The 21,420-nt window shown below is 53.8% G+C and carries 21 protein-coding genes; 10 read left to right on the top strand and 11 right to left on the bottom strand.

The window, feature by feature from the left end; translation table 11 throughout:
* Positions 1–155: 155 nt before the first annotated feature.
* Positions 156–791, bottom strand: coding sequence for a peroxiredoxin (locus LX66_RS07970; RefSeq protein WP_145711565.1), 636 nt, complete (start codon positions 789–791; stop codon positions 156–158).
* Positions 792–965: 174 nt separating this feature from the next.
* A complete protein-coding gene (locus LX66_RS07965) occupies positions 966–1,598 on the bottom strand; it encodes a hypothetical protein (RefSeq protein WP_145711563.1) in 633 nt (210 codons plus the stop codon).
* Positions 1,599–1,697: 99 nt separating this feature from the next.
* On the opposite strand from LX66_RS07965, the gene LX66_RS07960 reads away from it, so the two are divergent.
* Positions 1,698–2,702 carry a helix-turn-helix transcriptional regulator gene (locus LX66_RS07960; RefSeq protein WP_145711561.1) on the top strand — a complete coding sequence of 335 codons (1,005 nt, stop codon included), beginning with the start codon at positions 1,698–1,700 and terminating at the stop codon, positions 2,700–2,702.
* A 3-nt stretch (positions 2,703–2,705) separates the two neighbouring features.
* On the opposite strand, the gene LX66_RS07955 is transcribed toward LX66_RS07960, so the two are convergent.
* Positions 2,706–3,422, bottom strand: coding sequence for a LolA-like protein (locus LX66_RS07955; RefSeq protein WP_145711559.1), 717 nt, complete (start codon positions 3,420–3,422; stop codon positions 2,706–2,708).
* A gap of 64 nt (positions 3,423–3,486) precedes the next feature.
* On the opposite strand from LX66_RS07955, the gene ade reads away from it, so the two are divergent.
* The 3 genes from ade to LX66_RS07940 all read left to right on the top strand — a co-directional run bounded on the left by ade (position 3,487) and on the right by LX66_RS07940 (position 6,298).
* The gene (gene ade, locus LX66_RS07950) at positions 3,487–5,133 is read left to right on the top strand and encodes an adenine deaminase (RefSeq protein WP_145711557.1); all 1,647 of its coding nucleotides are present in this window, start codon (positions 3,487–3,489) and stop codon (positions 5,131–5,133) included.
* Between the two features lie 63 nt (positions 5,134–5,196).
* Complete coding sequence (locus LX66_RS07945; RefSeq protein ID WP_145711555.1) at positions 5,197–5,700, top strand: RNA polymerase sigma factor; 504 nt, start codon at positions 5,197–5,199, stop codon at positions 5,698–5,700.
* Entirely contained in the window at positions 5,690–6,298 is a 609-nt protein-coding gene (locus LX66_RS07940; RefSeq protein ID WP_145711553.1) for a hypothetical protein, read from the top strand. The genes LX66_RS07945 and LX66_RS07940 overlap by 11 nt, the downstream gene beginning before the upstream one ends.
* Before the next feature lie 25 nt (positions 6,299–6,323).
* Here the strand turns inward: LX66_RS07940 and LX66_RS07935 are convergent, their stop codons facing one another.
* A complete protein-coding gene (locus LX66_RS07935) occupies positions 6,324–7,415 on the bottom strand; it encodes an anhydro-N-acetylmuramic acid kinase (RefSeq protein WP_145711551.1) in 1,092 nt (363 codons plus the stop codon).
* Between the two features lie 164 nt (positions 7,416–7,579).
* Between LX66_RS07935 and LX66_RS07930 the strand changes: the two genes are divergently transcribed.
* From LX66_RS07930 to LX66_RS07910, 5 genes are all read left to right on the top strand, one after another.
* Complete coding sequence (locus LX66_RS07930) at positions 7,580–9,421, top strand: YfbK domain-containing protein (RefSeq protein WP_145711549.1); 1,842 nt, start codon at positions 7,580–7,582, stop codon at positions 9,419–9,421.
* 95 nt (positions 9,422–9,516) lie between these two features.
* Complete coding sequence (gene upp / locus LX66_RS07925; RefSeq protein ID WP_145711547.1) at positions 9,517–10,170, top strand: uracil phosphoribosyltransferase; 654 nt, start codon at positions 9,517–9,519, stop codon at positions 10,168–10,170.
* Between the two features lie 107 nt (positions 10,171–10,277).
* The gene (locus LX66_RS07920; protein ID WP_145711545.1) at positions 10,278–11,297 is read left to right on the top strand and encodes a PorP/SprF family type IX secretion system membrane protein; all 1,020 of its coding nucleotides are present in this window, start codon (positions 10,278–10,280) and stop codon (positions 11,295–11,297) included.
* Between the two features lie 174 nt (positions 11,298–11,471).
* Positions 11,472–12,236: an EI24 domain-containing protein gene (locus LX66_RS07915; RefSeq protein ID WP_145711544.1), complete on the top strand. Its 765-nt coding sequence runs from the start codon at positions 11,472–11,474 to the stop codon at positions 12,234–12,236.
* Positions 12,236–12,946, top strand: coding sequence for an SAM-dependent methyltransferase (locus LX66_RS07910; protein ID WP_145711542.1), 711 nt, complete (start codon positions 12,236–12,238; stop codon positions 12,944–12,946). Before LX66_RS07915 ends, LX66_RS07910 begins: the two co-directional genes overlap by 1 nt.
* Here the strand turns inward: LX66_RS07910 and LX66_RS07905 are convergent.
* Both LX66_RS07905 and LX66_RS07900 read right to left on the bottom strand, forming a co-directional pair.
* Positions 12,943–13,341 (bottom strand): hypothetical protein, encoded by a 399-nt coding sequence (locus tag LX66_RS07905; protein WP_145711540.1) that lies wholly within the window; start codon positions 13,339–13,341, stop codon positions 12,943–12,945. The two genes, LX66_RS07910 and LX66_RS07905, sit on opposite strands and share 4 nt — an antisense overlap.
* A gap of 116 nt (positions 13,342–13,457) precedes the next feature.
* A complete protein-coding gene (locus LX66_RS07900) occupies positions 13,458–14,837 on the bottom strand; it encodes a M20/M25/M40 family metallo-hydrolase (protein ID WP_145711538.1) in 1,380 nt (459 codons plus the stop codon).
* Between the two features lie 158 nt (positions 14,838–14,995).
* Between LX66_RS07900 and bshA the strand changes: the two genes are divergently transcribed.
* Entirely contained in the window at positions 14,996–16,147 is a 1,152-nt protein-coding gene (gene bshA / locus LX66_RS07895) for an N-acetyl-alpha-D-glucosaminyl L-malate synthase BshA (RefSeq protein ID WP_145711536.1), read from the top strand.
* Here the strand turns inward: bshA and LX66_RS07890 are convergent.
* The 5 genes from LX66_RS07890 to ispF all read right to left on the bottom strand — a co-directional run bounded on the left by LX66_RS07890 (position 16,134) and on the right by ispF (position 21,420).
* A complete protein-coding gene (locus LX66_RS07890; protein ID WP_145711533.1) occupies positions 16,134–17,534 on the bottom strand; it encodes a murein hydrolase activator EnvC family protein in 1,401 nt (466 codons plus the stop codon). The genes bshA and LX66_RS07890 overlap by 14 nt on opposite strands.
* Positions 17,535–17,682: 148 nt before the next feature.
* Positions 17,683–18,498, bottom strand: a complete 816-nt coding sequence (locus LX66_RS07885; RefSeq protein WP_145711531.1) for a DUF4292 domain-containing protein — start codon at positions 18,496–18,498, stop codon at positions 17,683–17,685.
* Positions 18,499–18,608: 110 nt separating this feature from the next.
* Positions 18,609–20,348, bottom strand: coding sequence for a tetratricopeptide repeat protein (locus LX66_RS07880; protein ID WP_145711529.1), 1,740 nt, complete (start codon positions 20,346–20,348; stop codon positions 18,609–18,611).
* 3 nt (positions 20,349–20,351) lie between these two features.
* A complete protein-coding gene (dut, locus tag LX66_RS07875) occupies positions 20,352–20,795 on the bottom strand; it encodes a dUTP diphosphatase (RefSeq protein ID WP_145711527.1) in 444 nt (147 codons plus the stop codon).
* Positions 20,796–20,934: 139 nt separating this feature from the next.
* The gene (gene ispF / locus LX66_RS07870) at positions 20,935–21,420 is read right to left on the bottom strand and encodes a 2-C-methyl-D-erythritol 2,4-cyclodiphosphate synthase (RefSeq protein ID WP_145711526.1); all 486 of its coding nucleotides are present in this window, start codon (positions 21,418–21,420) and stop codon (positions 20,935–20,937) included.

Raw genomic sequence — 21,420 nt, 5'->3', positions numbered from 1 at the left:
GGGAAAAATCCCCGTTTCGTAAAAATCAAAAACCAACCATTAAAAATTCTTATGAATAAAAGCCTGCCAGGCATTTGCGCGGCGGCTCCATTACTTGCTTAATATTTGCGCAGCCACCAGCCGGGGCTGCTATTAACCTTAACAAAGATCTTCGCCTATTTGTTCGGTTGCGGCGTCGTTCTCAGGTAAGGCTTAATGATCTTATGCCCTTTCGGGAACCTGGCCGGGATATCCTCCGTGGCCACTGCCGGCACCACGATCACATCTTCCCCCTCTTTCCAGTCGGCCGGGGTAGCTACGCTATACTGGGCCGTTAGTTGCAGGGAGTCGATCACACGCAGCACTTCGAAAAAGTTCCTTCCTGTAGAGGCCGGGTAGGTGATGGTCAGTTTCACCTTTTTATCCGGGCCAATGACAAACAGCGACCTTACGGTAAAGGTCTCTGATGCATTGGGATGGATCATGCCGTACAGGTTGGCTACCTTTTTATCTTCATCCGCTATGATCGGGAAAGTCACCTCACACTGCTGTGTTTCGTTGATATCGTTGATCCAGCCCAGGTGCTTGTCCAGCGGGTCTACGCTCAGCGCCAGCACCTTTACGTTGCGTTTGGCGAATTCATCCTTCAGCAGGGCCGTTTTACCCAGCTCGGTAGTGCATACCGGGGTATAATCCGCCGGGTGCGAAAACAGTACGCCCCAGCTATCTCCCAGGTATTCGTAAAAATCAATGTCCCCCTGTGTGGTCTTCGCCTGGAAATTCGGCGCTATATCTCCTAATCTTAAGCTCATGGTACATCTATTTATGACACCAAATGTAGTAATTTCCTACAAATTTTATAGACTTTAGGGAAGTTTTTTATAAATTTTTTCCCTACCCCGGCCGGGGTAGGGAAAGGTGTTAACAAACAGTCAGGATCAGGGGTTACACGGGCGTGCCAGGTATGGGATTAATGCAGGGGTCTTTCAATGGTGATGTTGTTTCCAGGCGTAATAGGCCATCGTATATTTCAGATCGTCTGTCAGGTTCGCTTCCTGCCGGGCCACGGTCTCTTCGAAATCCAGCTCCAGGTAGCCGAGGTAGAGTTCGTAGCTTTTGCCCAGCAGCGCCATGCACTGGTCTATCTGCTGCTCATGCGCCACCGTTTCCCGGGCCGGCTCCGGTGTTACTTTGGTGATGTAATAGCACTCGCCTTCGGTGTACTCTATCCACCGGCCCTGCTGCTGCAGGCGGGGACGGCTTAACTGGAAGCGCATGTTATCAAAAACCACTGCTTCTCCGTGGCTGGCCTCCAGGTCTATTACTTCCGGTACCTGCCGCATATCTTCCAGGTGCTGCACAATGCTCATCTGGATGGCATCATTCATGTGCCCGCTATGGCGCAGCATCTCGTTCAGCACATCGTAGTTAGTGATGAAATCACAACGGCGCCAGCCGCCATCTCCCTGTATATATCCCCAGAAGGTGAGATAATTGGACTCATCCAGTATGACCTGCCCGATGGAAATGGCCCGGCATTGCATGGTGGCGGCCGCATCGGCTTTGCCTACTAAAACTTTTCTTTGTGCGGGTGTTTGCTGTGCTTGTACCTTCTTCATAGCTCAGGTGTTTAATAACAATAGCAAAACTACCCGGGCTGCACGCAGGGGATTTGCGTAGTGAAATTTCTTTATTTTTACCCCCCTAAAACCTGCTCCATGCCCAAGAATAAAGATGCGCTTTCCCGTTACCGCTGGATAGATGAAAGGCTGCGCAACAAGCGTTTGCCCAGGCCTACGCTGGAAGCGCTCATTGCCTACGTATCGGAAAAAATGGATGCCAGCATCTCCACCCGCACCATACAGAAGGATATACAGGATATGCGGCAGGACCCGGAGCTGAACTATATGGCGCCCATCGTATATGACCGCAGCAGCGGCACTTACCGCTATGAGGACGATGCCTATTCCATCAGCAATATTCCTATTGAAGAGGCCGACCTGCAGGGGCTGGAGATCGCCATCGGCATACTGGAACAGTTCCGCAGCCTGCCCGTGGTACAGCAGTTCGAGGATGCCATACTGAAAATAGCGGCCAGCCTCAAAATGAACCGGCAGGCGCTGGAGCATAAAGGGCTGATCAGGTTTGCACGCGCCACCCAGTACAAGGGCGCAGAGCATATCCCGGAAATAGTGGACGCCATCAAAACCCTGGAAGTGATCCGCATTGCCTACCAGAGCTTTGACCGCAATGAGCCGAAGGAGCACTGGGTAGAGCCCTACCACCTGCGCGAGTACCAGCACCGTTTTTACCTGATCGGCAAAAGCCAGAAAGCCAAGGGCGGCACCCTGCTCACCTTTGCGCTGGACAGGATCGTGAAGCTGTGGCCTACCAACCAGCATTTTGATGAAAAGAATTTTGACGATGCCAGCTATTACCAGCACGCCATTGGCATTACCGTGCTGGAAGGCGCGCCGGAAAATGTAGTACTGTCCTTTACGCCCCACCAGGGTAAGTATGTAAAATCACAGCCCCTGCATGCTACCCAGCAGGTGCTTATTGACAACGCGCAGGAATGCCGTATATCCCTTCACGTGGTGATCAACCACGAGCTGCAGATGCTGCTGCTGGGCTATGGCGCCAATGTAAAAGTGCTGGCGCCGGAGCAACTGGTAAAAAAAATGGCGGCCGAAACAGCCGCCATGCATGGATTGTATAAATAAATTTTACTTACCCGGCATTTTGAACAGGCTTTCATCCACCGGCTTGTTCACTTCCACTTTGGTAACGCTGATCTTGCTGCCAATCGGCTCCTGCGTGGTAAGGGCGGGATACACATACCCATTGTCCGTTTTCTTATAGTCAGACAGCATGGTGGCAATATCCATTTCCTGCCCCTGGGCGCTCACCCGGCTTTCGATCTTGTCAATGTAGTAGGTATTGGCATCCACGAACAAATGCGTGACCGAGCCGTTCTCATTGATCACCTTCAGCTTGTACGCCTCCACGCCGGCGGTGGTCTCCTTTCCTTCCAGGGTTACCGTCCGGCCCCTGGACTTGTAGTCATACAGCTCTCCTGCCAGGTCCAGGCGGGGCTGCATGGCACGCACCATACCGGAGTCCATCTCTTTGGGCTCGGGGCTCTGAAAGGGCATCTGCATCCAGCCGCCGTTGCGGGTCACCACCTGTATATTGTTGGAGCCCATTACTTCAAACTCCATCCGCACGGCCTTATCGTTCACTACCCACAATTTGATGGGGATCTCCATACCCCGCATTTCCATAATCCCTTCTGTATACATGGTTTCCATGTTCTTTAACTTATCGCGGCCGCCCATGGCGGCTATGTGCTTGTTTACGATCTCGTCCACGCTTTGTGCGTAGGCACTGCATGCCAGGACGAAAGCGGCGGCTATCAGGGTCAACGTTTTGCTCGGTTTCATAAAAATGTATTTTTAGACACCACAAAATACAAGAATTGCACCAATCCTGCCCTATCTTTATCCAATGAACGCTTTCCAGCTTTCCGGCAACCTGATAGACATCCTGCAACAGGAAATATACCCGGCCACCGTGCACATAGCGGACGGCCGCATTCAACAGATCGTGCGGGAGAAACAGCCCTATGAGCAGTACCTGCTGCCGGGCTTTATAGACGCGCATGTGCATATTGAAAGCTCCATGCTTACCCCGGCGGAATTTGCCCGGCTGGCCGTAGTGCATGGCACCGTGGCCACCGTGTCGGACCCGCATGAAATAGCCAATGTGCTGGGCGTGGAAGGCGTGCAGTACATGATTGACAACGGCAGGCAAGCGCCGTTCAAATTCTGCTTCGGCGTCCCTTCCTGCGTGCCCGCCACACCTTTTGAAACCGCCGGCGCCACCGTAAGCGTAGCGGATGTAGAGGCCCTGCTGCAAAGCCCGGACATCAGGTACCTGTCTGAAATGATGAACTTCCCCGGCGTGCTGCAGCAGCAGCCGGAGGTAATGGCCAAGATCGCCGCGGCCAGGCGGGCCGGCAAGCCGGTGGACGGACATGCGCCGGGCCTGCGGGGCGCCGATGCACAGCGGTATATTGCCGCCGGCATCAGTACGGATCATGAATGCTTTACCCTGGAGGAAGCGCAGGACAAGCTGCAGTACGGCATGCACATATTAATACGGGAAGGCAGCGCCGCCAAGAACTTTGATGCCCTGATCCCACTGCTGCACGAGCACCCGGAAAAGATCATGTTCTGCAGTGACGACAAGCACCCGGACAGCCTGGTGGAAGGCCACATCAACCTCCTTGTAAAACGTGCGCTGGCGCTGGGCATAGACCTGTTCAAAGTACTGCGGGCCGCCTGCGTGAACCCTGCTCTCCACTACCAGCCGGGAACAGGGCTGCTGCGGGAAGGCGACCCGGCAGACCTGATCATTATCGACAATACTACCGACTTTAATATCCTGGCCACTTACATCAACGGCACGCAGGTAGCCGCCGCCGGCAAAACCCTGATAGCGCCCGTGCCTGCCGGCATTCTCAATAATTTTGAATGCCGCCCGCACCAGCCGTCGGATTTTCGCATACCCGCTGCAGGCAAGGACGGGCAGCCCGTGAACGTGCACGTGATAGAAGCGCTGGACGGTCAACTGATCACCAACAATATTCACGCAGCCCTGCCGGTAACGGATGGAGCGCTGTACAGCGATCCCGCCCGGGATATATTGAAGCTTGCCGTGGTGAACCGCTACCAGCCCGCCCCTGTAGCGCTGGGCTTTATCCGGAATTTCGGCTTTACTACCGGCGCCATCGCCTCCTCCGTGGCGCATGACAGCCACAACATCATTGCCGTGGGCGTGGACGATGAAAGCCTCTGCGCTGCAGTGAACGCCGTGATACAGGAGCAGGGCGGCATCAGCGTGGCAGATGGCGCCAGCCTGCAGGTACTGCCCCTGCCCGTAGCAGGACTGATCAGCCCCCTGGACGGCTATGCCGTAGCGGAACGGTACAGCGCGCTGGACCAGGCGGCCAAAGGCCTGGGCAGCAACCTGGCGGCGCCTTTTATGACGCTCTCCTTCATGGCCTTGCTGGTGATCCCGCACCTGAAGCTAAGTGACAAAGGCCTGTTTGACGGGGATGCATTCCGGTTCATACCGGTCACTGCCGGCTAGTGGCCGCAGCCGCTGTAACAAACTCCACGCAGCGCATACTAATACAGCAAAGAAACCCTGACTTTGAAAAACAAGGAAACAGCATTCCTGGAGTTGATCGAGGCGCATAAAGGAATTATTCATAAGATATCCCGGATGTATATGGATACGGCGGAAGATCAGCAGGATCTTTTCCAGGAAATCATATACCAGCTCTGGCGGTCTTTTGATTCCTTCCAGCAGCAGAGCAAATTCTCTACCTGGATGTACCGGGTGGCGCTGAACACGGCAGTGGTTTTCTTTAAAAAAGAACGTAAAAAAATTAACGGCTCCGCTGAAATGCCGCTGAACATAGCGGCGGAAGACAGTCCCGCCGCACAAAAAGAGCTACAACTGGCGCACTTCTACAAGGCCGTACAAAAGCTGGAGAAAATAGAGAAAGCATTGATATTTTACCATCTCGAAAAATGCTCCCATAAAGAGATCGGGGAAAACCTGGGCATCAGCGAGGGCAATGCCCGGGTAAAGCTCAACAGGGCCAAAACAAAATTGAAAGAACTAATTAAACAACAGGGTTATGAATTTTGATGATCTGCAAGCTGCCTGGGATAGCGACAAAGGCGACGACATACCTGTACCGGGGAACCTGGAGCGGCTGAAAACCGTAAAAACGCCCGTGGAACGGATCAGGCGCAATATGCGTAATGAATTCGTGGCACAGGTGGTCTTAATAGTGATCATGGGATTTTTCCCTTCCCTGATAAAATTTCACAGCGTTTTTGTAGCTCCCTATTACATCATGTATACCATGATGGTAGCGCTCAGCATATTTTACTTCTCCAAATTCTACTTCTTCTATAAACGGCTGAATACCAACACGCTCAACTCAAAGGATAACCTGTATGAAGTGTACTATGATATTAAGCTGAACATTGAAATATATAAGGCCTTCTCTTTTTCCCTCATCCCTATCATGATCGTTATCGTAACCATGATACTCGCCAACAAACGCATGCATGACGGGAACATGGATATGCTTTCCAACAGGATCATCAGCGCGTTTATCACTGTTTTCTGCCTGGCCATTGCCCTGACCATTGCATTAACGGAACTGTGGGTAAAGCAGCTTTACGGCAAATACCTGAAGCAGATAAAGCGCGTACTGCAGGAGCTGAAGGAGGAGTAACACCGCGGCCACTCCTCCTGTAGCTTTACGATTGCCAGAGCGCGCCGCCCACGCTGTCGCGCTGTGCGCCGGTAACGGAGCTGAGCACGTTCCGCTCCTGCCGCCAGCGCAGCGCTCCTATCAGCGCCATGATCAATGCTTCCTTGAATTGTATGGTCTGCTCATCCGGTATTACCACCTTCACATTATAAGGCAGCAACTGCGCCTGTAGCTGCTGTACCATGTAGCCGTTAAAGGCGCCGCCGCCGGTGATCAGCATCTGCTGCTCCTCCGCCGGCGCATGGCCCTGCTGCAGCATGGCTACTGCGCCGGCTACCTGTATGGCTATATGATGCGTATAGGTATTGAGCTTGCCCTGTACGCTCAGGCGGGAACGCTGTACCAGGGGCAGCACGGTGCCGGTGCCAAACTCATTGGCCAGTGACTTGGGCCATTTCTCTTCATAGTAAGGCAAAGCGTTCAGCACCTCCAGCAAAGGCTTGTCCGTAAGCCCGCCGGCGGCCAGCGCCCCGTTCTCGTCATACTCCCGGCCCAGCTCCTGCGCCAGCGCATTCAGCACACGGTTGCAGGGGCAGATGTCAAATGCGGTAAATCCTTCCGGCAGGTTGGCGGATATGTTGGCAATGCCACCCAGGTTCAGCCAGTACTGGTAGCCGGACAACAGCAATTGCTCACCGATGGGCACAATGGGGGCGCCCTGTCCGCCCAGCGCTACGTCCATGGCGCGCAGGTCGCTGATCACGGGCAGACCGGTCACGGCGGCAATGGCCGCCCCCTCGCCTAACTGCGCCGTCATTTTTTCGGCCGGCATATGAAAAGTGGTATGTCCGTGAGAAGCGATGAAATGCACCTGGTGCTCCAGTTGGTGCTGTGCAATGAACTGCAGCACTTTTTGACCGATATAATGGCCGTAACGGCTGTGCAACAGCAGGTATTCCCCCGCCGGCAGGGCCGTGGCACCCGCCAGTTGCGCCACCCATTCCGGCTCATACGGCAGGCATTCCGCCGCTTTGATCACATATTCCCATTTCCCCCTCACTTCGGTCAGCTCTGCCATGGCTATATCCAGCCCGTCCAGCGAGCTGCCGGACATAATCCCTATAACGTTATATACCATTCCGAAAAAATTTTGTCAAAGATAATATGGAATCGTCCCCTTTTCCTGCATCCTGTTAACGGATCAAACCGAGCGTCACGCACATTGCTTCCGCTGGGGCATGATAACGCGAGGTTCGATCTGACCGCTAAATAACATTATTAACAGATCAAAATAATTAAGTTATGCAAAAATATCTTTCCCTGCTGCTGATGGCCTGCTTTGCTGCCCTGGCTGCCACCGCGCAGCCCCGCATCATTACCGGCACCGTGCGCGATGCCGCTACCAATGCCCTGCTGCCGAAAGTCGTTGTACGGGTAAAAGGCGGCAGCCCTTCCGCCATTACAGATGCCAAAGGCGCTTTCCGGCTGCAGGTGCCGGCAGGCCCGGTAAGGCTGCAGGCCCTCTATAGCGGCTACAACATGCAGGAGCTGCTGGTCAATGATGGCGCTACGGAAGCGCATTTCCGCCTGCAACCGGCGATGCTGCTCCAGGAACGCGAAATAGCGCAGCAAAGGAAAGCCCGGCTGGTTCACGATATGGCCATGCACAGCGCCCCGGGTGTGGCTATAGCCTATGCGGAGCGGAGAATGGCCCCGCCCCCGCCGGCCTTCAATACCGAAGATTATAGCCCTGTCAATGAAAATGATTTTCATGCGGTTACGGACCAGCCGCTCAGCACTTTTTCCGCGGATGTGGACCGGGCTTCCTACAGCAATGTGCGCCGCTTCCTGAACAGCGGCCAGTTGCCGCCGGCCGATGCGGTGCGGGTGGAAGAGATGATCAATTACTTTGATTACCAGTATGCCGCGCCCCGCGGCAAGGACCCGGTGGCCATCTACACCGATATGGCCGTGTGCCCCTGGAATCCCGCCCACCAACTGGTGCGCATTGGCCTGAAAGGCCGTACTGTAACGGCAGACAAAATACCGCCCTCCAACCTGGTGTTCCTGGTAGACGTATCCGGCTCCATGGAAGCGCCTAACAAACTGCCCCTGGTAAAGCACGCGCTCAAAACCCTGGTGCAGCAACTGCGCCCCGCAGACCGGGTGGCCATCGTGGTATATGCCGGCGCAGCCGGGCTGGTGCTGCCCGCCACTTCCGGCAGTGAAAAAACCACCATACTGGATGCACTGGACAAATTGCAGGCGGGCGGCTCCACGGCTGGCGGCGCAGGCATACAGTTGGCCTATAAAACAGCAGCCGAAAATTTCCTGAGAAACGGTAACAACCGCGTGATACTGGCCACAGATGGCGATTTTAACGTAGGCGCTTCCAGCGATGGCGAGCTGCAGCGCATGATAGAACAGGAAAGGGAACGAGGCATTTTCCTGTCCGTACTGGGCTTTGGCATGGGCAATTACAAGGACAACAAGCTGGAGCTGCTGGCCGATAAAGGTAACGGCAACTATGCCTACATCGACAATTTCGAGGAGGCCCGCCGCACTTTTGTGACGGAGTTTGGCGGCACCCTGTTTACCATTGCCAAGGATGTGAAGCTGCAGGTGGAATTCAATCCAAAATTTGTGCAGGCATACCGCCTGGTGGGCTATGAGAACCGCCTGCTGCAAAACGAGGATTTCAACAACGACCGGAAAGATGCCGGGGATATGGGCGCCGGCCATACGGTAACCGCCCTGTACGAAATTATTCCCGCCGGGGCCAGGCCCAATGCCGTTAACTGGGTGGACCCGCTCAAATACCAGCAAAAGTCCGTGATCAGCCAGGACAGCCATGAAGTGCTGACGGTAAAATTGCGGTATAAGCAGCCGGCAGACAATCACAGCCAGTTGATCACCCAGGTGCTGAGCTACCGGCAGCAGGACATGGCGCAGGCCCCGGCCGACTTCCGCATGTGCGCGGCAGTAGCCGCCTTTGGCCAGTTGCTGCGCAACTCCGCCTATAAAGGGCAGGCCAGCTATGACCAGGTGCTGGCGCTGGCCCGCGGCGCCAAAGGCGGGGACCCGGAAGGCTACCGTTCGGAATTTATACAATTAGTGAAGAAAGCGGCGCTGCTACAGTTGTAAAAGGTGAGGAGCGAAAGGTGAAGGCCGCTTTCCCTTCACCTTTCACGCTTCGCTTTTCACTATATTTCTGTATTTTGCCCCACAAACGGCAAGCAATGATCATTAATCTGAGCGACACAAATTCTTTGGTAGGTGAATGGCTAAGCGAGATCAGGAGTATGGAGGTACAGACAGACCGGATGCGTTTCAGGCGCAACCTGGAGCGCCTGGGCGAGGTAGCCGCCTACGAGATCAGCAAAACGCTCGATTACGAGGAAAAGGAAGTGCAAACGCCCCTGGGCATTGCCACCTGCCGGGTTTTAAAACAGCAGCCAGTGCTGGCCACCATTCTCCGCGCCGGTCTCGCCCTGCACCAGGGACTGCTGCATTATTTCGACAAAGCCGACCATGCTTTCATCTCCGCCTACCGCAAGCACAAAAGTGACGGCTCTTTTGATATCAGCCTGGAGTATGTGTCCAGCCCCTCCATTGAGGGCCAGGTAGTGATCCTCTCAGACCCCATGCTGGCTACCGGGGCCTCCCTGGTAAAAACCATCGAGCACCTGGAGGACCTGGGCAAGCCCAAGCACATTCACCTGGTGGTAGCCATTGCCTGCACCATTGGTATTGAATACGTTCAGCGCCATGCCAGCTCCAACCTCAGCATCTGGGCAGGCGATATTGATGACGAACTGACCGCCAAAGGGTATATTGTGCCCGGCCTTGGAGACGCCGGCGACCTGGCCTTTGGTAACAAATTGCAGCAGTAGTTCGTTATATATTATATGAATTTAATTTGAAATATTAACCGCTTTTCGTACCTTACACCGGAAAAGTGACATGTAATCCTATCCTATACCATAATGTATTAACCTTTATGAAAAAGGCATTACTATTTTTAACCATTATCCTATATTTGATCCCTGCCAGCAGGGCGCAGGACCCGCATTTCTCGCAGTTCTTTGCCTCCCCGCTGACCCTTAACCCGGCTTTTACCGGCCTGTTCTCAGGCGATTTCCGCGTAGCGGGCAACTATCGCTCCCAATGGAGAAGCATCGCCACTCCTTATGTTACCGGCACCCTTTCCGCCGACTTCAGTATATTAAAGAACGTTATATCCTATACAGATATATGGGGCGTAGGCGTAATGGCGCTGTACGATAAAACAGGGGGCGGCGCGCTGGTTTCCAATTACATTGCCATCAGCACGGCCTATCACAAAGGCCTGGACCCGGAGGGCAACCATACCCTGGCCATCGGCCTGCAGGGCGCCTGGATGCAGAAACGTGTGGACCAGAGCAAGCTGATATTTGAAAGCCAGATAGATAACAACGGCTACAACCCGGGCCTGCCCAGCAGCGAAACACTCACCAATCCTAAAATATCCTACTTTGATCCCAATGTGGGCATCCTCTATAATGGCCTGGTAGGCGAAGCTTCCAACATTTACCTGGGCGCTTCCTACTACCACATTACCCAGCCTACCGAAACCTTTATGAGCCAGAACAACAACCGGCTCAGCTACCGGTACACCATACACGGCGGCGGCTCCTTCCCGGTACATGGCATTAACCGCATACATGCCAGCGCACTGTACATGAAACAAAGCACTGCTTCGGAAACCTCTTTCGGCGCTGCTTACGGTTTTAACCTCAGCGGCGTGCCGGACGATAACCCGACCATGTTCTACCTGGGTAGCTGGTACCGCCTGAAAGACGCCATCAATCCCTATGTGGGACTGGAAATAGGCGGTTTTAACGTAGGCCTTACCTATGACCTGAACGTGTCCAGCCTCAAACCGGCCTCCAACTACCGGGGCGGCATGGAAATATCCGTCATCTACATTCACCGCTCAAACGGAAACAGCAAGTACAAGACCCTTTGCCCGAAATTCTAAACCGGCAGCCAGCTATCAGCGATTAGCTTCGTAGCTAAAAACTTGTATCTATAACTAAAAGCTAGGCGGCTAAAAGCTAATCACTAAAAGCTAATGGCTAAAAAAATTTTACCTTCGTTCCGTTGATTTTTAGTTATTTACCCGATCATTCAATTAAACTAAAAGTAACGGACCTTGTTTTCATTCAGAGAAATCGTTGCAGCAGTGCAATGTTACGGGAAGGCGCATCAATTTATCAACCGGCATAAACTGTGGAAGTGGATACTCTTACCCGGTATCATTTACTGCCTGCTGTTTATTGCCGGTATTTATTTTGTGTGGGGCTACTCCGGTGATTTTGTGAATTACCTGTTTGGCCTGCTGCCGCTGCGCACCTGGATACAGGAGTTGGAAAGCAGTTGGGTAAGCTTTGTGTTCATCCTCCTGGCCTTTTCCATCCGCATACTCCTGCTGCTACTGTATTTCTCCTATTTCAAGTATCTCTTCCTGATCATCGGCTCCCCGCTGTTTGCCTACCTGTCGGAGAAGACGGAGGCCATCCTGCAGCGCCGGGATTTCCCGTTCAGCATGGGGCAACTGATGAAAGATATTTTGAGAGGCATCAAACTGTCCCTGCGGAATATGGTGTACCAGACCATCTGCCTGCTGCTGCTGTTCATACTGTCGTTCATCCCGGTAGTAGGCTGGATCACGCCGCTGGTGGGCTTCCTGGTGGAATGCTACTTCTTCGGCTTTTCCATGATGGATTATAGCTGTGAGCGGCACCGGATGAACATGCGGCAAAGCATCGCCTTCATCAAGGAGCACCGGGGCATGGCCCTGGGCAATGGCATAGTGTTCTACCTGTTCCTGTTCATCCCCCTGCTGGGATGGCTGCTGGCCCCCTCCTACGCGGTAATAGCCGCTACCATTCACTTACAAGATAAACGCCTGCTGTAATGAATCCTGCCGGCAAAGTATACCTCATACCCACCGTATTGAGCCCGGATGCGCTGCATACCATCCCGGCCTATATTACTGCCGTGGCGCAGCGGCTGAAGGTGTTCTTTGTGGAGAACGAGCGTACCGCCAGGCGCTTCCTGAAAGCGCTGGACCGGAATATTAACATTGACGAACTGCAGTTGCACCTGATGCATGCGCATCACCCGCCGGATACGGCGCTGGCCCAGCGGCTGCTGCGGGAAGGCCATGACATTGGCATTATGAGCGAGGCCGGCTGCCCGGGCATCGCAGATCCGGGGCACCTGGTAGTACAGGCCGCGCACCGCATAGATGCCGCCGTAATACCACTGGTAGGCCCCAACTCCATCCTGCTGGCGCTGATGGCTTCCGGCATGAACGGGCAAAACTTCCAGTTCACCGGTTACCTGCCGGTAAAACCGCCAGAGCGTACAAAGGCCATCCGGGAGCTGGAAACGCTCTCCCAGAAGAAAGACCAGACACAGATATTCATTGAAACACCTTACCGGAACAATCAACTGCTGAAAGACATACTGGCCCATTGCCGGGAAGAGACGCGGTTATGCATTGCAGCGGACATTACGGGCGCCGATGAGTACATTCATACCAAAACCATCCGGGAATGGAAAGCCGCCCTGCCGGAGCTGCATAAAAAGCCGGCCATTTTCCTGCTGTACGCCGCCGGTTAAAAAGGCACTTCCCGTTTGTTGGTAATGGGGTCCGTAACGGATACGATACTGTCTACAATAAAAGGGCTGAAACCGCGCCAGGGCAGGGCGCCCAGGTACTCCCTGTAATGCAGCTCCACCAGCTTGCCGCTGCAGGTCATGAGCTTTTGCGCCACACGTTCATCCACCACGGAAAATTCAAATTCATTGGACTGGATGGAGCCTGGCTGCCTGGACCTGTAGCCGGTCTGGATCAGCCGGCCCTCATAGGTTTTAAAAATGTAGCCTTTTTGAACAAAGAAATTGAGCTCGCCGGCCTTCACGCCACGGCCAAATACAAAATAATACTTGTAGGCAATGAACCCGGCCAGCAGGAGCACAATAATGCCCACTACGAGTAAGACGAACCTGCGCATGCTTTGAGTTTGAAGAAGGAAGTAAGATGTATGAAATAAGAAGTATGATATAGGATGTAAGACATCTACCTTGTGCCCTTTCTTACTTCCTACATCTTACTTCTTACTCTCTATTTCTACAGCCCGTATCTATCTATCATATAAATCAGTGCCGCCATGCTGAAAGCGCCCAGCTCCAGCTCCCGCTTATTCACCGCTTCAAACACATCGGAGGCGGCATGATGCACGTCAAAATAACGCTGGGAGTCCGGAGAAAGTTCACCCATGGGCGTGCCCAGGGCTTCATTTAACATCCCTACATCCACACCGCCGCCTACTTCGGAGAAATCGTACAGGCCATAGGGCAGGAACAGGTTTTTCCAGCTTTCCACCTTGGCCCGCTGCGCCGGCGACATGGTGAGGGTAAAGCCACGCGGCGTAAAGCCGCCGGCATCGCTTTCCAGCGCAAAGAGATGATGCTCGCCGGCCGCCCTGGCAGCATCTGCATACTTTTTAGCGCCGCGGGTGCCGTTCTCCTCGTTGGCAAACAGCACTACCCGCAGGGTACGTTTGGGGCGTATGCCCAGGGCCTTGAACGCGCGCAGCACTTCTATGGACTGCACGCAGCCGGCGCCGTCATCGTGCGCACCTTCATTCACGTCCCAGGAGTCCAGGTGACCGCCTACGGTAATGATCTCGTCCGGGTGCTCGCTGCCCCGCAGTTCCGCTATCACATTATGCCCGATGGTGTCCGGCAGGAAGCGGCAACTGGTATGCAGGTATAGCTTCATATCTTTGTCATCCCTGATACGGTCGCTCAGCAGATCCGCATCTTCCAGCCCGATGGCTACCGCCGGTACTTTGGGAAAGGAATCATTGTAGCGCATAGCCCCGGTATGCGGGAAATTATCGGCGGCATGCGACATAGAACGCACGATCACCGCCAGCGCACCGTATTTGGCAGCCCTGCTGGCGCCATCTGCACGGTACATGAATGCGTCGCCGTAGGCATGGAAGGTTTTGATGAACCGGGGGTTAAAATGGTAGTTATAAAAAACGATCTTTCCTTTTACCTCATCCTTTTTCGCCTCCAGGTCATCGAAGGAGCTTACTTCCAGCACCGGCGCGGTAATGCCGGCAGGATCGCTGCCTACGGAATTGCCCAGGGCCGTTACCTGCAGGGGCGGCACAAAATCACGGCGTTTGGAGATAATGCGCACTTCCTCCTTGTCGCCTCTTACCCAGTGCGGCACCATGCACTCCTGCAGGTATACCGTGTCTGCACCGGCAGCCTGCAGGGCCTTTACGCCCCATTGCTCCGCTTTGTACATCTCCGGCGATCCGGCCAGGCGGCCGCCGATCTCCTTGGTAAGTATCTTTAAATTTGCATAGGCGGTGCTATGCGTAAGCACTTCATCGGCCAGTTTGCGTAACTGTACGGAATCTTGGTCGTGTTGTTGCGCAGTGGCTACAGATATGGAAAAGACAAATGAAATTGGCAAAAGGCAACGTAGCATAAAGCAGGCAAATTTTGCGCTAAAGCTAATAAATAGAACGCTTAACGCAAAACGCCTGAAGCTTAATGCCGAACGCTTAATGCAAAATGTTATCTTTGCGGATGACGCCCGGCGTTAAGCATTTTGCGTTCAGCGTTAAGCATAAAAAAGGTAATTCCATGCGAATTGGTATAGTATGTTACCCTACCTATGGAGGTAGCGGTGTGTTAGCTACAGAACTGGGCAAGGCCCTGGCGGATAAAGGGCATATGGTGCATTTCATCACCTACCAGCAACCGGTACGGCTCAACGCTTTTCACGCAAATATCTATTATCACGAGGTGCAGGTGCCTACCTATCCGCTGTTCGATTTTCCGCCCTACGAGTCCGCCCTCAGCAGCACCATGGTAGATGTGATATTGAACCAGCACCTGGACCTGCTGCATGTGCATTATGCCATACCCCACGCCAGCACGGCCTACCTGGCCAAACAGATCGTGGGCAAACAGGGCCGGGTAGTGCCTTTTATCACTACGCTGCATGGAACGGATATTACGCTGGTGGGCAAAGACAAGACCTATGCGCCGGTGGTGTCCTTCTCGATCAACGAATCAGACGCCATTACCGCCGTTTCCAACAACCTGCGGGAAGAGACCTACAAATCATTCCAGATAGAGAAGGATATTGAGGTGATCTACAACTTTGTGGACCTGGAGCGTTTCAAACGCCGCGACCTGGCCCATTTCCGGCAGGCCATTGCGCCCAACGGCGAAAAGATATTACTGCACGTGTCCAATTTCCGCAAGGTAAAGCGGGTGCCCGATGTGGTGAAAGTATTCCAGCGGGTACGGCAGCAGCTACCTGCCAAGCTGCTGCTGGTAGGCGACGGGCCGGACCGCCCCACCATTGAGTGCATGTGCCGTGAGCTGCACTTATGCGACGATATCCGTTTTGTTGGCAAACAGGAGCAGTTGGAAGATGTGATGTCCATCAGCGACCTGTTCCTGCTGCCCTCCGAATATGAGAGCTTTGGCTTGGCCGCCCTGGAAGCCATGGCTTCCCAGGTGCCGGTATTGTCTTCCAATGCAGGCGGGCTGCCGGAGGTGAATATTCATGGCAAAACCGGCTTTCTCAGCCCGGTGGGAGATGTGGCCGGCATGGCCGCGCACGCCGTGGAGCTGCTATCAGACGAAAACAAGCTGGCTGCGCTGCGCAAAGGCGCGCTGGAACAGGCGCAGCGTTTTCACATCAGCAACATTGTACCGCAGTATGAAGCGTTGTATGAAAGAGTGAGAGAAAAAGCGGCAGCTACTACCGCTATCTCTTCATGATCCAGTATTCAGGGTTCTGCTTGGCAGTGCCTTTGTATATCTGCAACTCTACCTCACCCTGGTTCTCTATATCGTTGGTGCTGGCCGTGCCTATCATCTGGCTGGTCCTTACTTTGTCACCTGTTTTAACAGTAACGGTCTGCAGCCGCACATAGTTGGTAAAATACTGGCCATGCCGTATCATGACCACGTACCCGCTGCCGGGAATGACCATCACCCTTCTTACCTCTCCTTCAAAAATGGCCCTGACAGCCGCGCCTTTGGAAGTGGCGATAATGATACCATCGTTCTCCACGTTGATTCTTTCCATTACGGCATGATGCTGCCGCCCGAAATGCCCGATGATATTGCCGTTGGTTACCGGCCAGGGCAGCTTGCCCCTGTTGTTCTCAAATCCTTCTGACAGCGCCAGCGCTTCCGGTGTAGCCTCCAGTACGTTGGAGCTGCGGGGCGCAGGCGTTTCTTCCACCGGTGCGGGTTTAGGTGTTTCCGCGGGGGGAGGCGCAGCAACGGTAGCAGTATTATTGGCGGCAGCGGCAGCAGCAGCGGCCTTCCTGGCGGCTTCTTCCCTTCTACGCCTTTCCTCCGCCGCCTTCCTGCGGGCCAGCTCTTCGGCCTCGGCTTTCCGGCGCGCTTCTTCTATTTCCCGACGGATCACGGCGCGTATGGCGGACTGTACCTGCTGGGCATCCTTCTTCCGTTTGTTGATATCTGCGAGCAACTCTTTTTCACGGCCTTTCAGCTTGCTCAGCACTTCGTCCTTCTCCTTTTTATCTTCCTCCAGTGTTTTGCGCTGCTCCTGTTCGGATTCCAGGGTTTGGGCGCGTTTCTCTTTCTGGCCCTGCAGGTGCGCTATCTTTTTATTGAGCAGCTCCTGCGTTTCCACGATGTTGTCCGCCTGCCTGCGACGGTAATCGCGGTACTGCTTCAGGTACTGGTAGCGCCGGATGGCATCGTTAAAACTCTGTGCGGAGAACACAAAGTTCAGCATGTCATACGCGCTGCGGTTCTTATAGGCATATACCACCAGTTGGGCATATTGCGCCTTCAGGGTATCCAGGTCCTTTTGCAGTGTTTTTACATCGCGGTAGGCAGTATTGATATCACGGTTTATAAAGGTGATCTCTTCATTGATATTATTGATCAGGCGGGTACGCAGGTAGATCTTGTTCCGCAGCGCCCGCAACTGGCCCAGGCTCTCGCGGGTGGAGCGCTTGGTTTCCTTCAGCGCCTGGTTGGCTTCATCTATTTCTTTCTGCAGCTCTCTTTTTCTGCGCTCCAGGTCCTCCCGTGAAAGCTGATTATTGTTCTGCGCCTGCAAAGCGGCAGGCACTAACCAAATAATGAGCAGGAACGGGATAAGCTTCTTCAGATACAACATGATCATTTGTTAAAGTTAAATTCCAAATTCCAGAAATTCCAAATTCCAAAACCCAAATTCCAAAATTCAGGCAGGCTTCCCATACTGCTGAATTATTATCAAGTAGCCAGGCGATTACATTCAGTTTGGAATTTGGACCTTGGAATTTGGAATTTTATTCCCTTGTATAACCGGACACAGGCACATTGAAAGGAAAGCTCAGCGGCTGGTCAAAATCCATGCGGTTAAAATCCATCGCGATACGGGTAATGCGCTGCTCCTCCACAAAAATGCGCCGGCGGGTCGGGAACCGGTGGCCGGCCACCTCCTTATACTCTCCATAGGTAAGCTCGCAGGAACGGTGGCGGATGCTGTCCTTGTCCATTACCTTGCTCTGCTGCAGCAGGTAATCATCTGCAAACACATTGAAAAGGCTGGTATACAGGCTGCTGTCGCAACTGAAGGAGATAATGGCCGGGGTGGCCACCACCTGGTAGATGGAGTCTGTTAAAAACACCGGGTTGCCAATGATCATATCCTGCAGGGTGCTGAAATCAAACGGTATGTTCAGCAGGTCTTTGGCATCGCTCAAGGCGCGCAGGTACAGTTTCTTGTTGAACTTGTCATAGGCCTTCAGGCTGTCCGGCGTAATGATGGCGCGCGCCACTTCCCCAATGATGGGCGCGGATACAGAGATCCATATCACACTGTCCTTCTGCATCCGGATGTTGGTGCTGATATTCTGCTGGCGCTGCCGGTCATTCTCAAAATCTATTTTCAGCTTGGCAGAAAAAGTAGTAAAGTCAATGTGGTTTTTCTGTATGCCGGCCAGCAGGTGGCCGGGGGCCGGCGTACCGGCTGCAGCGCTGTCACTTTTTGCAACGCCGGCAGTGTCTGTTACCGGGAAGGGAGTGCGTGCTACCTCGCGCGTATGCCTGCATGACGCTAATAATATAAGACCGGCTATTCCTGATAAAACAATTTGCTTCATATTCTTTGGCTAAACGCAGAAAGCTTAAAGCCTAAAGCAGAAAGCTACGAAGCTGATTGCTGCGGACAGATTCGCTACAGGCAGCTTTCTGCTTTAGGCTTTCTGCGTAACTATAGATCAATGTATCGTTTTTCGGCGATCTTCCTGGCCAGACCAACAGAGGAAGCCCCCTTTTCCCTGGCCCGCTGCCAGTACTCCAATGCGCCGGCTACATCTTTCAGGTTAAATAAAATATCCCCGTAGTGCTCCAGCACGTTAGGGTCTTTCTGTGCCTCGGGGTCCTCCAGGGCTCTTTCTATCCACTGCCTGGCCTGCTCATATTTCCCGAGGCGGAACAATATCCAGGCATAAGTATCCATGTAAGTGGCGCTGCCGGGCTCCAGCTCCAGGGAGCGGCGCGACATACGCTCCGCCTTTTCCAGTTGCTCTCCCCGCAGTGACAGGTAGTAACTGTAATTATTCAGCACTACGGCATCATCCGGGCGCAGGGTCAGCGCATGTTCGTAGCTGCTGTCCGATTGCGGGTGCTGCCCGATGGCATGATAAGCATCTCCCAGCAGGGAGTATACATCCCCCAGGAACCGTTTATCCCCGTTACCCAGGGTCAGTGCTTTTTTCAGCGAACCGATGGCGTCGGGGTATTGCTGCAGCAGGTAGCAGGCTACTCCTTTGAAGTAAAAGCCCATGAACTCTTCCGGGAAACGCTCGGTAACCACCTTACCGGCTTTCAGCAGCTCCGCAGGGTTGTCCAGCCGGGAATAGATCCACATAAGCTGGTACCATACGGAAAAACGGGACGAGTCCAGGCTGATGGCTTTCCTGTAATTGACCAGCGCACTGTCCAGGATATCCGCCTGCGAGTACATATCTGCCTGCAGGGCATAGGCCTTGGCCTCCGTTGGGTGCGCCTTTATTACGAGACGCGTGAGCTGCAGCCCTTCCTGCAGCTTGGAGCTGTCCAGTTGCAGCATCTGCAGGTAAGGATATACAAAGGCTACTTTCTCGTCAATACTATAATAGGGATTGGAAAAAGCGCGTGTCAGGTATTGCCAGTAAGTGGCGCTGTCGCCGCGCTGCTTGGCATAGTTGGCCAGCGCTATCATGGAGCGCGCATTGCTGGAATCGCGGTCCAGTATATACTGGTACACCGCGGAAGCTTCCTTCACGCGGTCGTTGGCGTCATACACTTCCGCCAGCAACTGGTAGTAGCGCAGCTCCTGGGGGTACTGGTCTATCAGCTTGCGTATTTCAGCGGCGGCGGCATCCACTTTGCTCTGCTTCAGCAGCAGGCGCTGCTTCTGGTATATCAGCTCTTCCACTATGCCGGTTTTCTCTTCCAGTTGGTTCAGCACGGCCAGCGCATCATCTATTTTCCCTGCTTTGGACAGGAGCATGGCTTTATTGAAAAGGTAATCCTCGCTTTCAGGATACTGGCGGCTCAGGCGTGCGTACACGGCGGCGGCGCTGTCAAACTGCCCGTTTATGCCCAGGGCATCGGCCAGGGCCAACTGGAACCAGCGGTTGGAAGTATCCATGGCAGCGGCCCGCCGGGCAAAGCCCAGGGCGTAGGCCGGGTTGTTCACTTCCATGAAGAGGCGGGAAAGCTCGTAATAAACCGTAGGATTGTGCCTGTTCAGGCGCAGGTAGTCGGAGAACTGGGTGATGGCGGTCTTATAATCGCCCAGCATCTTGGACCGCTGTGCGGCAAAGAAGAGGCTGTCTGTCCGCTGCTGCAGCAGGGTAGGGTCTTTAATGGCATACACATTCCCTGCAGCCGTGTGCTTCGGACCACTGCACGCGCACCAGGCCAGCACGCATCCCAAACCTATAACGGTTAATAATACACGCATTCCTCAGGATTTTCCGGTATGCCCGAAACCACCGTTCCCTCTTTCCGTTGTTGTTAATATTTCCACGGCTTCCAGCTTTACCTGCGTAACAGGCGAAACCACCATTTGCGCAATGCGGTCGCCGGGCGCTATTGTTTGCGGTTCATTGGACAAGTTAATGATAATCACCTTGATCTCTCCCCTGTAATCCGCATCTATCGTGCCAGGGGTGTTGAGCAGGGTCAGGCCCTGCTTGATAGCCAGGCCGCTGCGGGGCCTTACCTGGGCCTCGTAACCTGCCGGCAGCTCCATAAACAGGCCGGTAGGCAGCAGCGTCCTTTCCAGGGGCTGCAGGGTGACAGCCGTTTCCAGGTGCGCCCGCAGATCCATGCCGGCTGCATCGGCCGTAGCATAGGACGGCAGCGGGTTGGCCGACCGGTTAATGATCTTTACTATTATTTCAGCCATTTGACAAAGATAACCATGATTGAAATGTAAAATGTAAAATACTACATTTCAAATGTTAAAGTGGAAGGATACCTGCACAAATGCAAAACATTTGCTTTACTTTAACATTTGTGGCACAGTAGTTTACATTTCAGGCTATTCAGTCTTGCTGTTCCAGTAAAACGGAGGCCAGCGCCACTACCCCTTCTTCCCGGCCTACAAAGCCCAGCTTTTCGGTAGTGGTGGCCTTGATGGATACGTCTGCAGTAGTAATATGCAGGATACGGGCGATCACTTCCTGCATTTGCGGCACATATGGTTTTATTTTGGGCGCCTGCAGGCAAAGGGTGCTGTCTACATTCACTACCTGGTAGCCTTTTCCGGCAATCAGCGCGGCACAGCGCTCCAGGAGTATCTTGCTGTCTATATTCTTATAAGCATTATCTGTATCCGGGAAATGCACGCCGATATCACCCAGCCCCAGCGCGCCCAGCATGGCGTCGCAAATGGCGTGCAGCAGCACATCGGCATCGCTGTGGCCCAGGGCGCCCTTATGATGCGGCACGGCTACGCCGCCCAGCCAGAACGCCCGCCCTTCCGTAAGCTGATGAAAATCTATTCCTTGTCCTATGCGTATTTTAGCCAT

This window comes from Chitinophaga japonensis (assembly GCF_007830125.1).
Lineage (GTDB): Bacteria > Bacteroidota > Bacteroidia > Chitinophagales > Chitinophagaceae > Chitinophaga > Chitinophaga japonensis.
Note: the sequence above shows the minus strand (reverse complement) of the source record. Positions and strands in the feature narration are given on the sequence as shown.

Coding starts and splice junctions, on each gene's coding strand:
- LX66_RS07970 (WP_145711565.1), bottom strand. CDS start 791: ATGAGCTTAAGATTAGGAGATATAGCGCCGAATTTCCAGGCGAAGACC.
- LX66_RS07965 (WP_145711563.1), bottom strand. CDS start 1,598: ATGAAGAAGGTACAAGCACAGCAAACACCCGCACAAAGAAAAGTTTTA.
- LX66_RS07960 (WP_145711561.1), top strand. CDS start 1,698: ATGCCCAAGAATAAAGATGCGCTTTCCCGTTACCGCTGGATAGATGAA.
- LX66_RS07955 (WP_145711559.1), bottom strand. CDS start 3,422: ATGAAACCGAGCAAAACGTTGACCCTGATAGCCGCCGCTTTCGTCCTG.
- ade (WP_145711557.1), top strand. CDS start 3,487: ATGAACGCTTTCCAGCTTTCCGGCAACCTGATAGACATCCTGCAACAG.
- LX66_RS07940 (WP_145711553.1), top strand. CDS start 5,690: ATGAATTTTGATGATCTGCAAGCTGCCTGGGATAGCGACAAAGGCGAC.
- LX66_RS07935 (WP_145711551.1), bottom strand. CDS start 7,415: ATGGTATATAACGTTATAGGGATTATGTCCGGCAGCTCGCTGGACGGG.
- LX66_RS07930 (WP_145711549.1), top strand. CDS start 7,580: ATGCAAAAATATCTTTCCCTGCTGCTGATGGCCTGCTTTGCTGCCCTG.
- upp (WP_145711547.1), top strand. CDS start 9,517: ATGATCATTAATCTGAGCGACACAAATTCTTTGGTAGGTGAATGGCTA.
- LX66_RS07920 (WP_145711545.1), top strand. CDS start 10,278: ATGAAAAAGGCATTACTATTTTTAACCATTATCCTATATTTGATCCCT.
- LX66_RS07910 (WP_145711542.1), top strand. CDS start 12,236: ATGAATCCTGCCGGCAAAGTATACCTCATACCCACCGTATTGAGCCCG.
- LX66_RS07905 (WP_145711540.1), bottom strand. CDS start 13,341: ATGCGCAGGTTCGTCTTACTCGTAGTGGGCATTATTGTGCTCCTGCTG.
- LX66_RS07900 (WP_145711538.1), bottom strand. CDS start 14,837: ATGCTACGTTGCCTTTTGCCAATTTCATTTGTCTTTTCCATATCTGTA.
- bshA (WP_145711536.1), top strand. CDS start 14,996: ATGCGAATTGGTATAGTATGTTACCCTACCTATGGAGGTAGCGGTGTG.
- LX66_RS07890 (WP_145711533.1), bottom strand. CDS start 17,534: ATGATCATGTTGTATCTGAAGAAGCTTATCCCGTTCCTGCTCATTATT.
- LX66_RS07885 (WP_145711531.1), bottom strand. CDS start 18,498: ATGAAGCAAATTGTTTTATCAGGAATAGCCGGTCTTATATTATTAGCG.
- LX66_RS07880 (WP_145711529.1), bottom strand. CDS start 20,348: ATGCGTGTATTATTAACCGTTATAGGTTTGGGATGCGTGCTGGCCTGG.
- dut (WP_145711527.1), bottom strand. CDS start 20,795: ATGGCTGAAATAATAGTAAAGATCATTAACCGGTCGGCCAACCCGCTG.
- ispF (WP_145711526.1), bottom strand. CDS start 21,420: ATGGCTAAAATACGCATAGGACAAGGAATAGATTTTCATCAGCTTACG.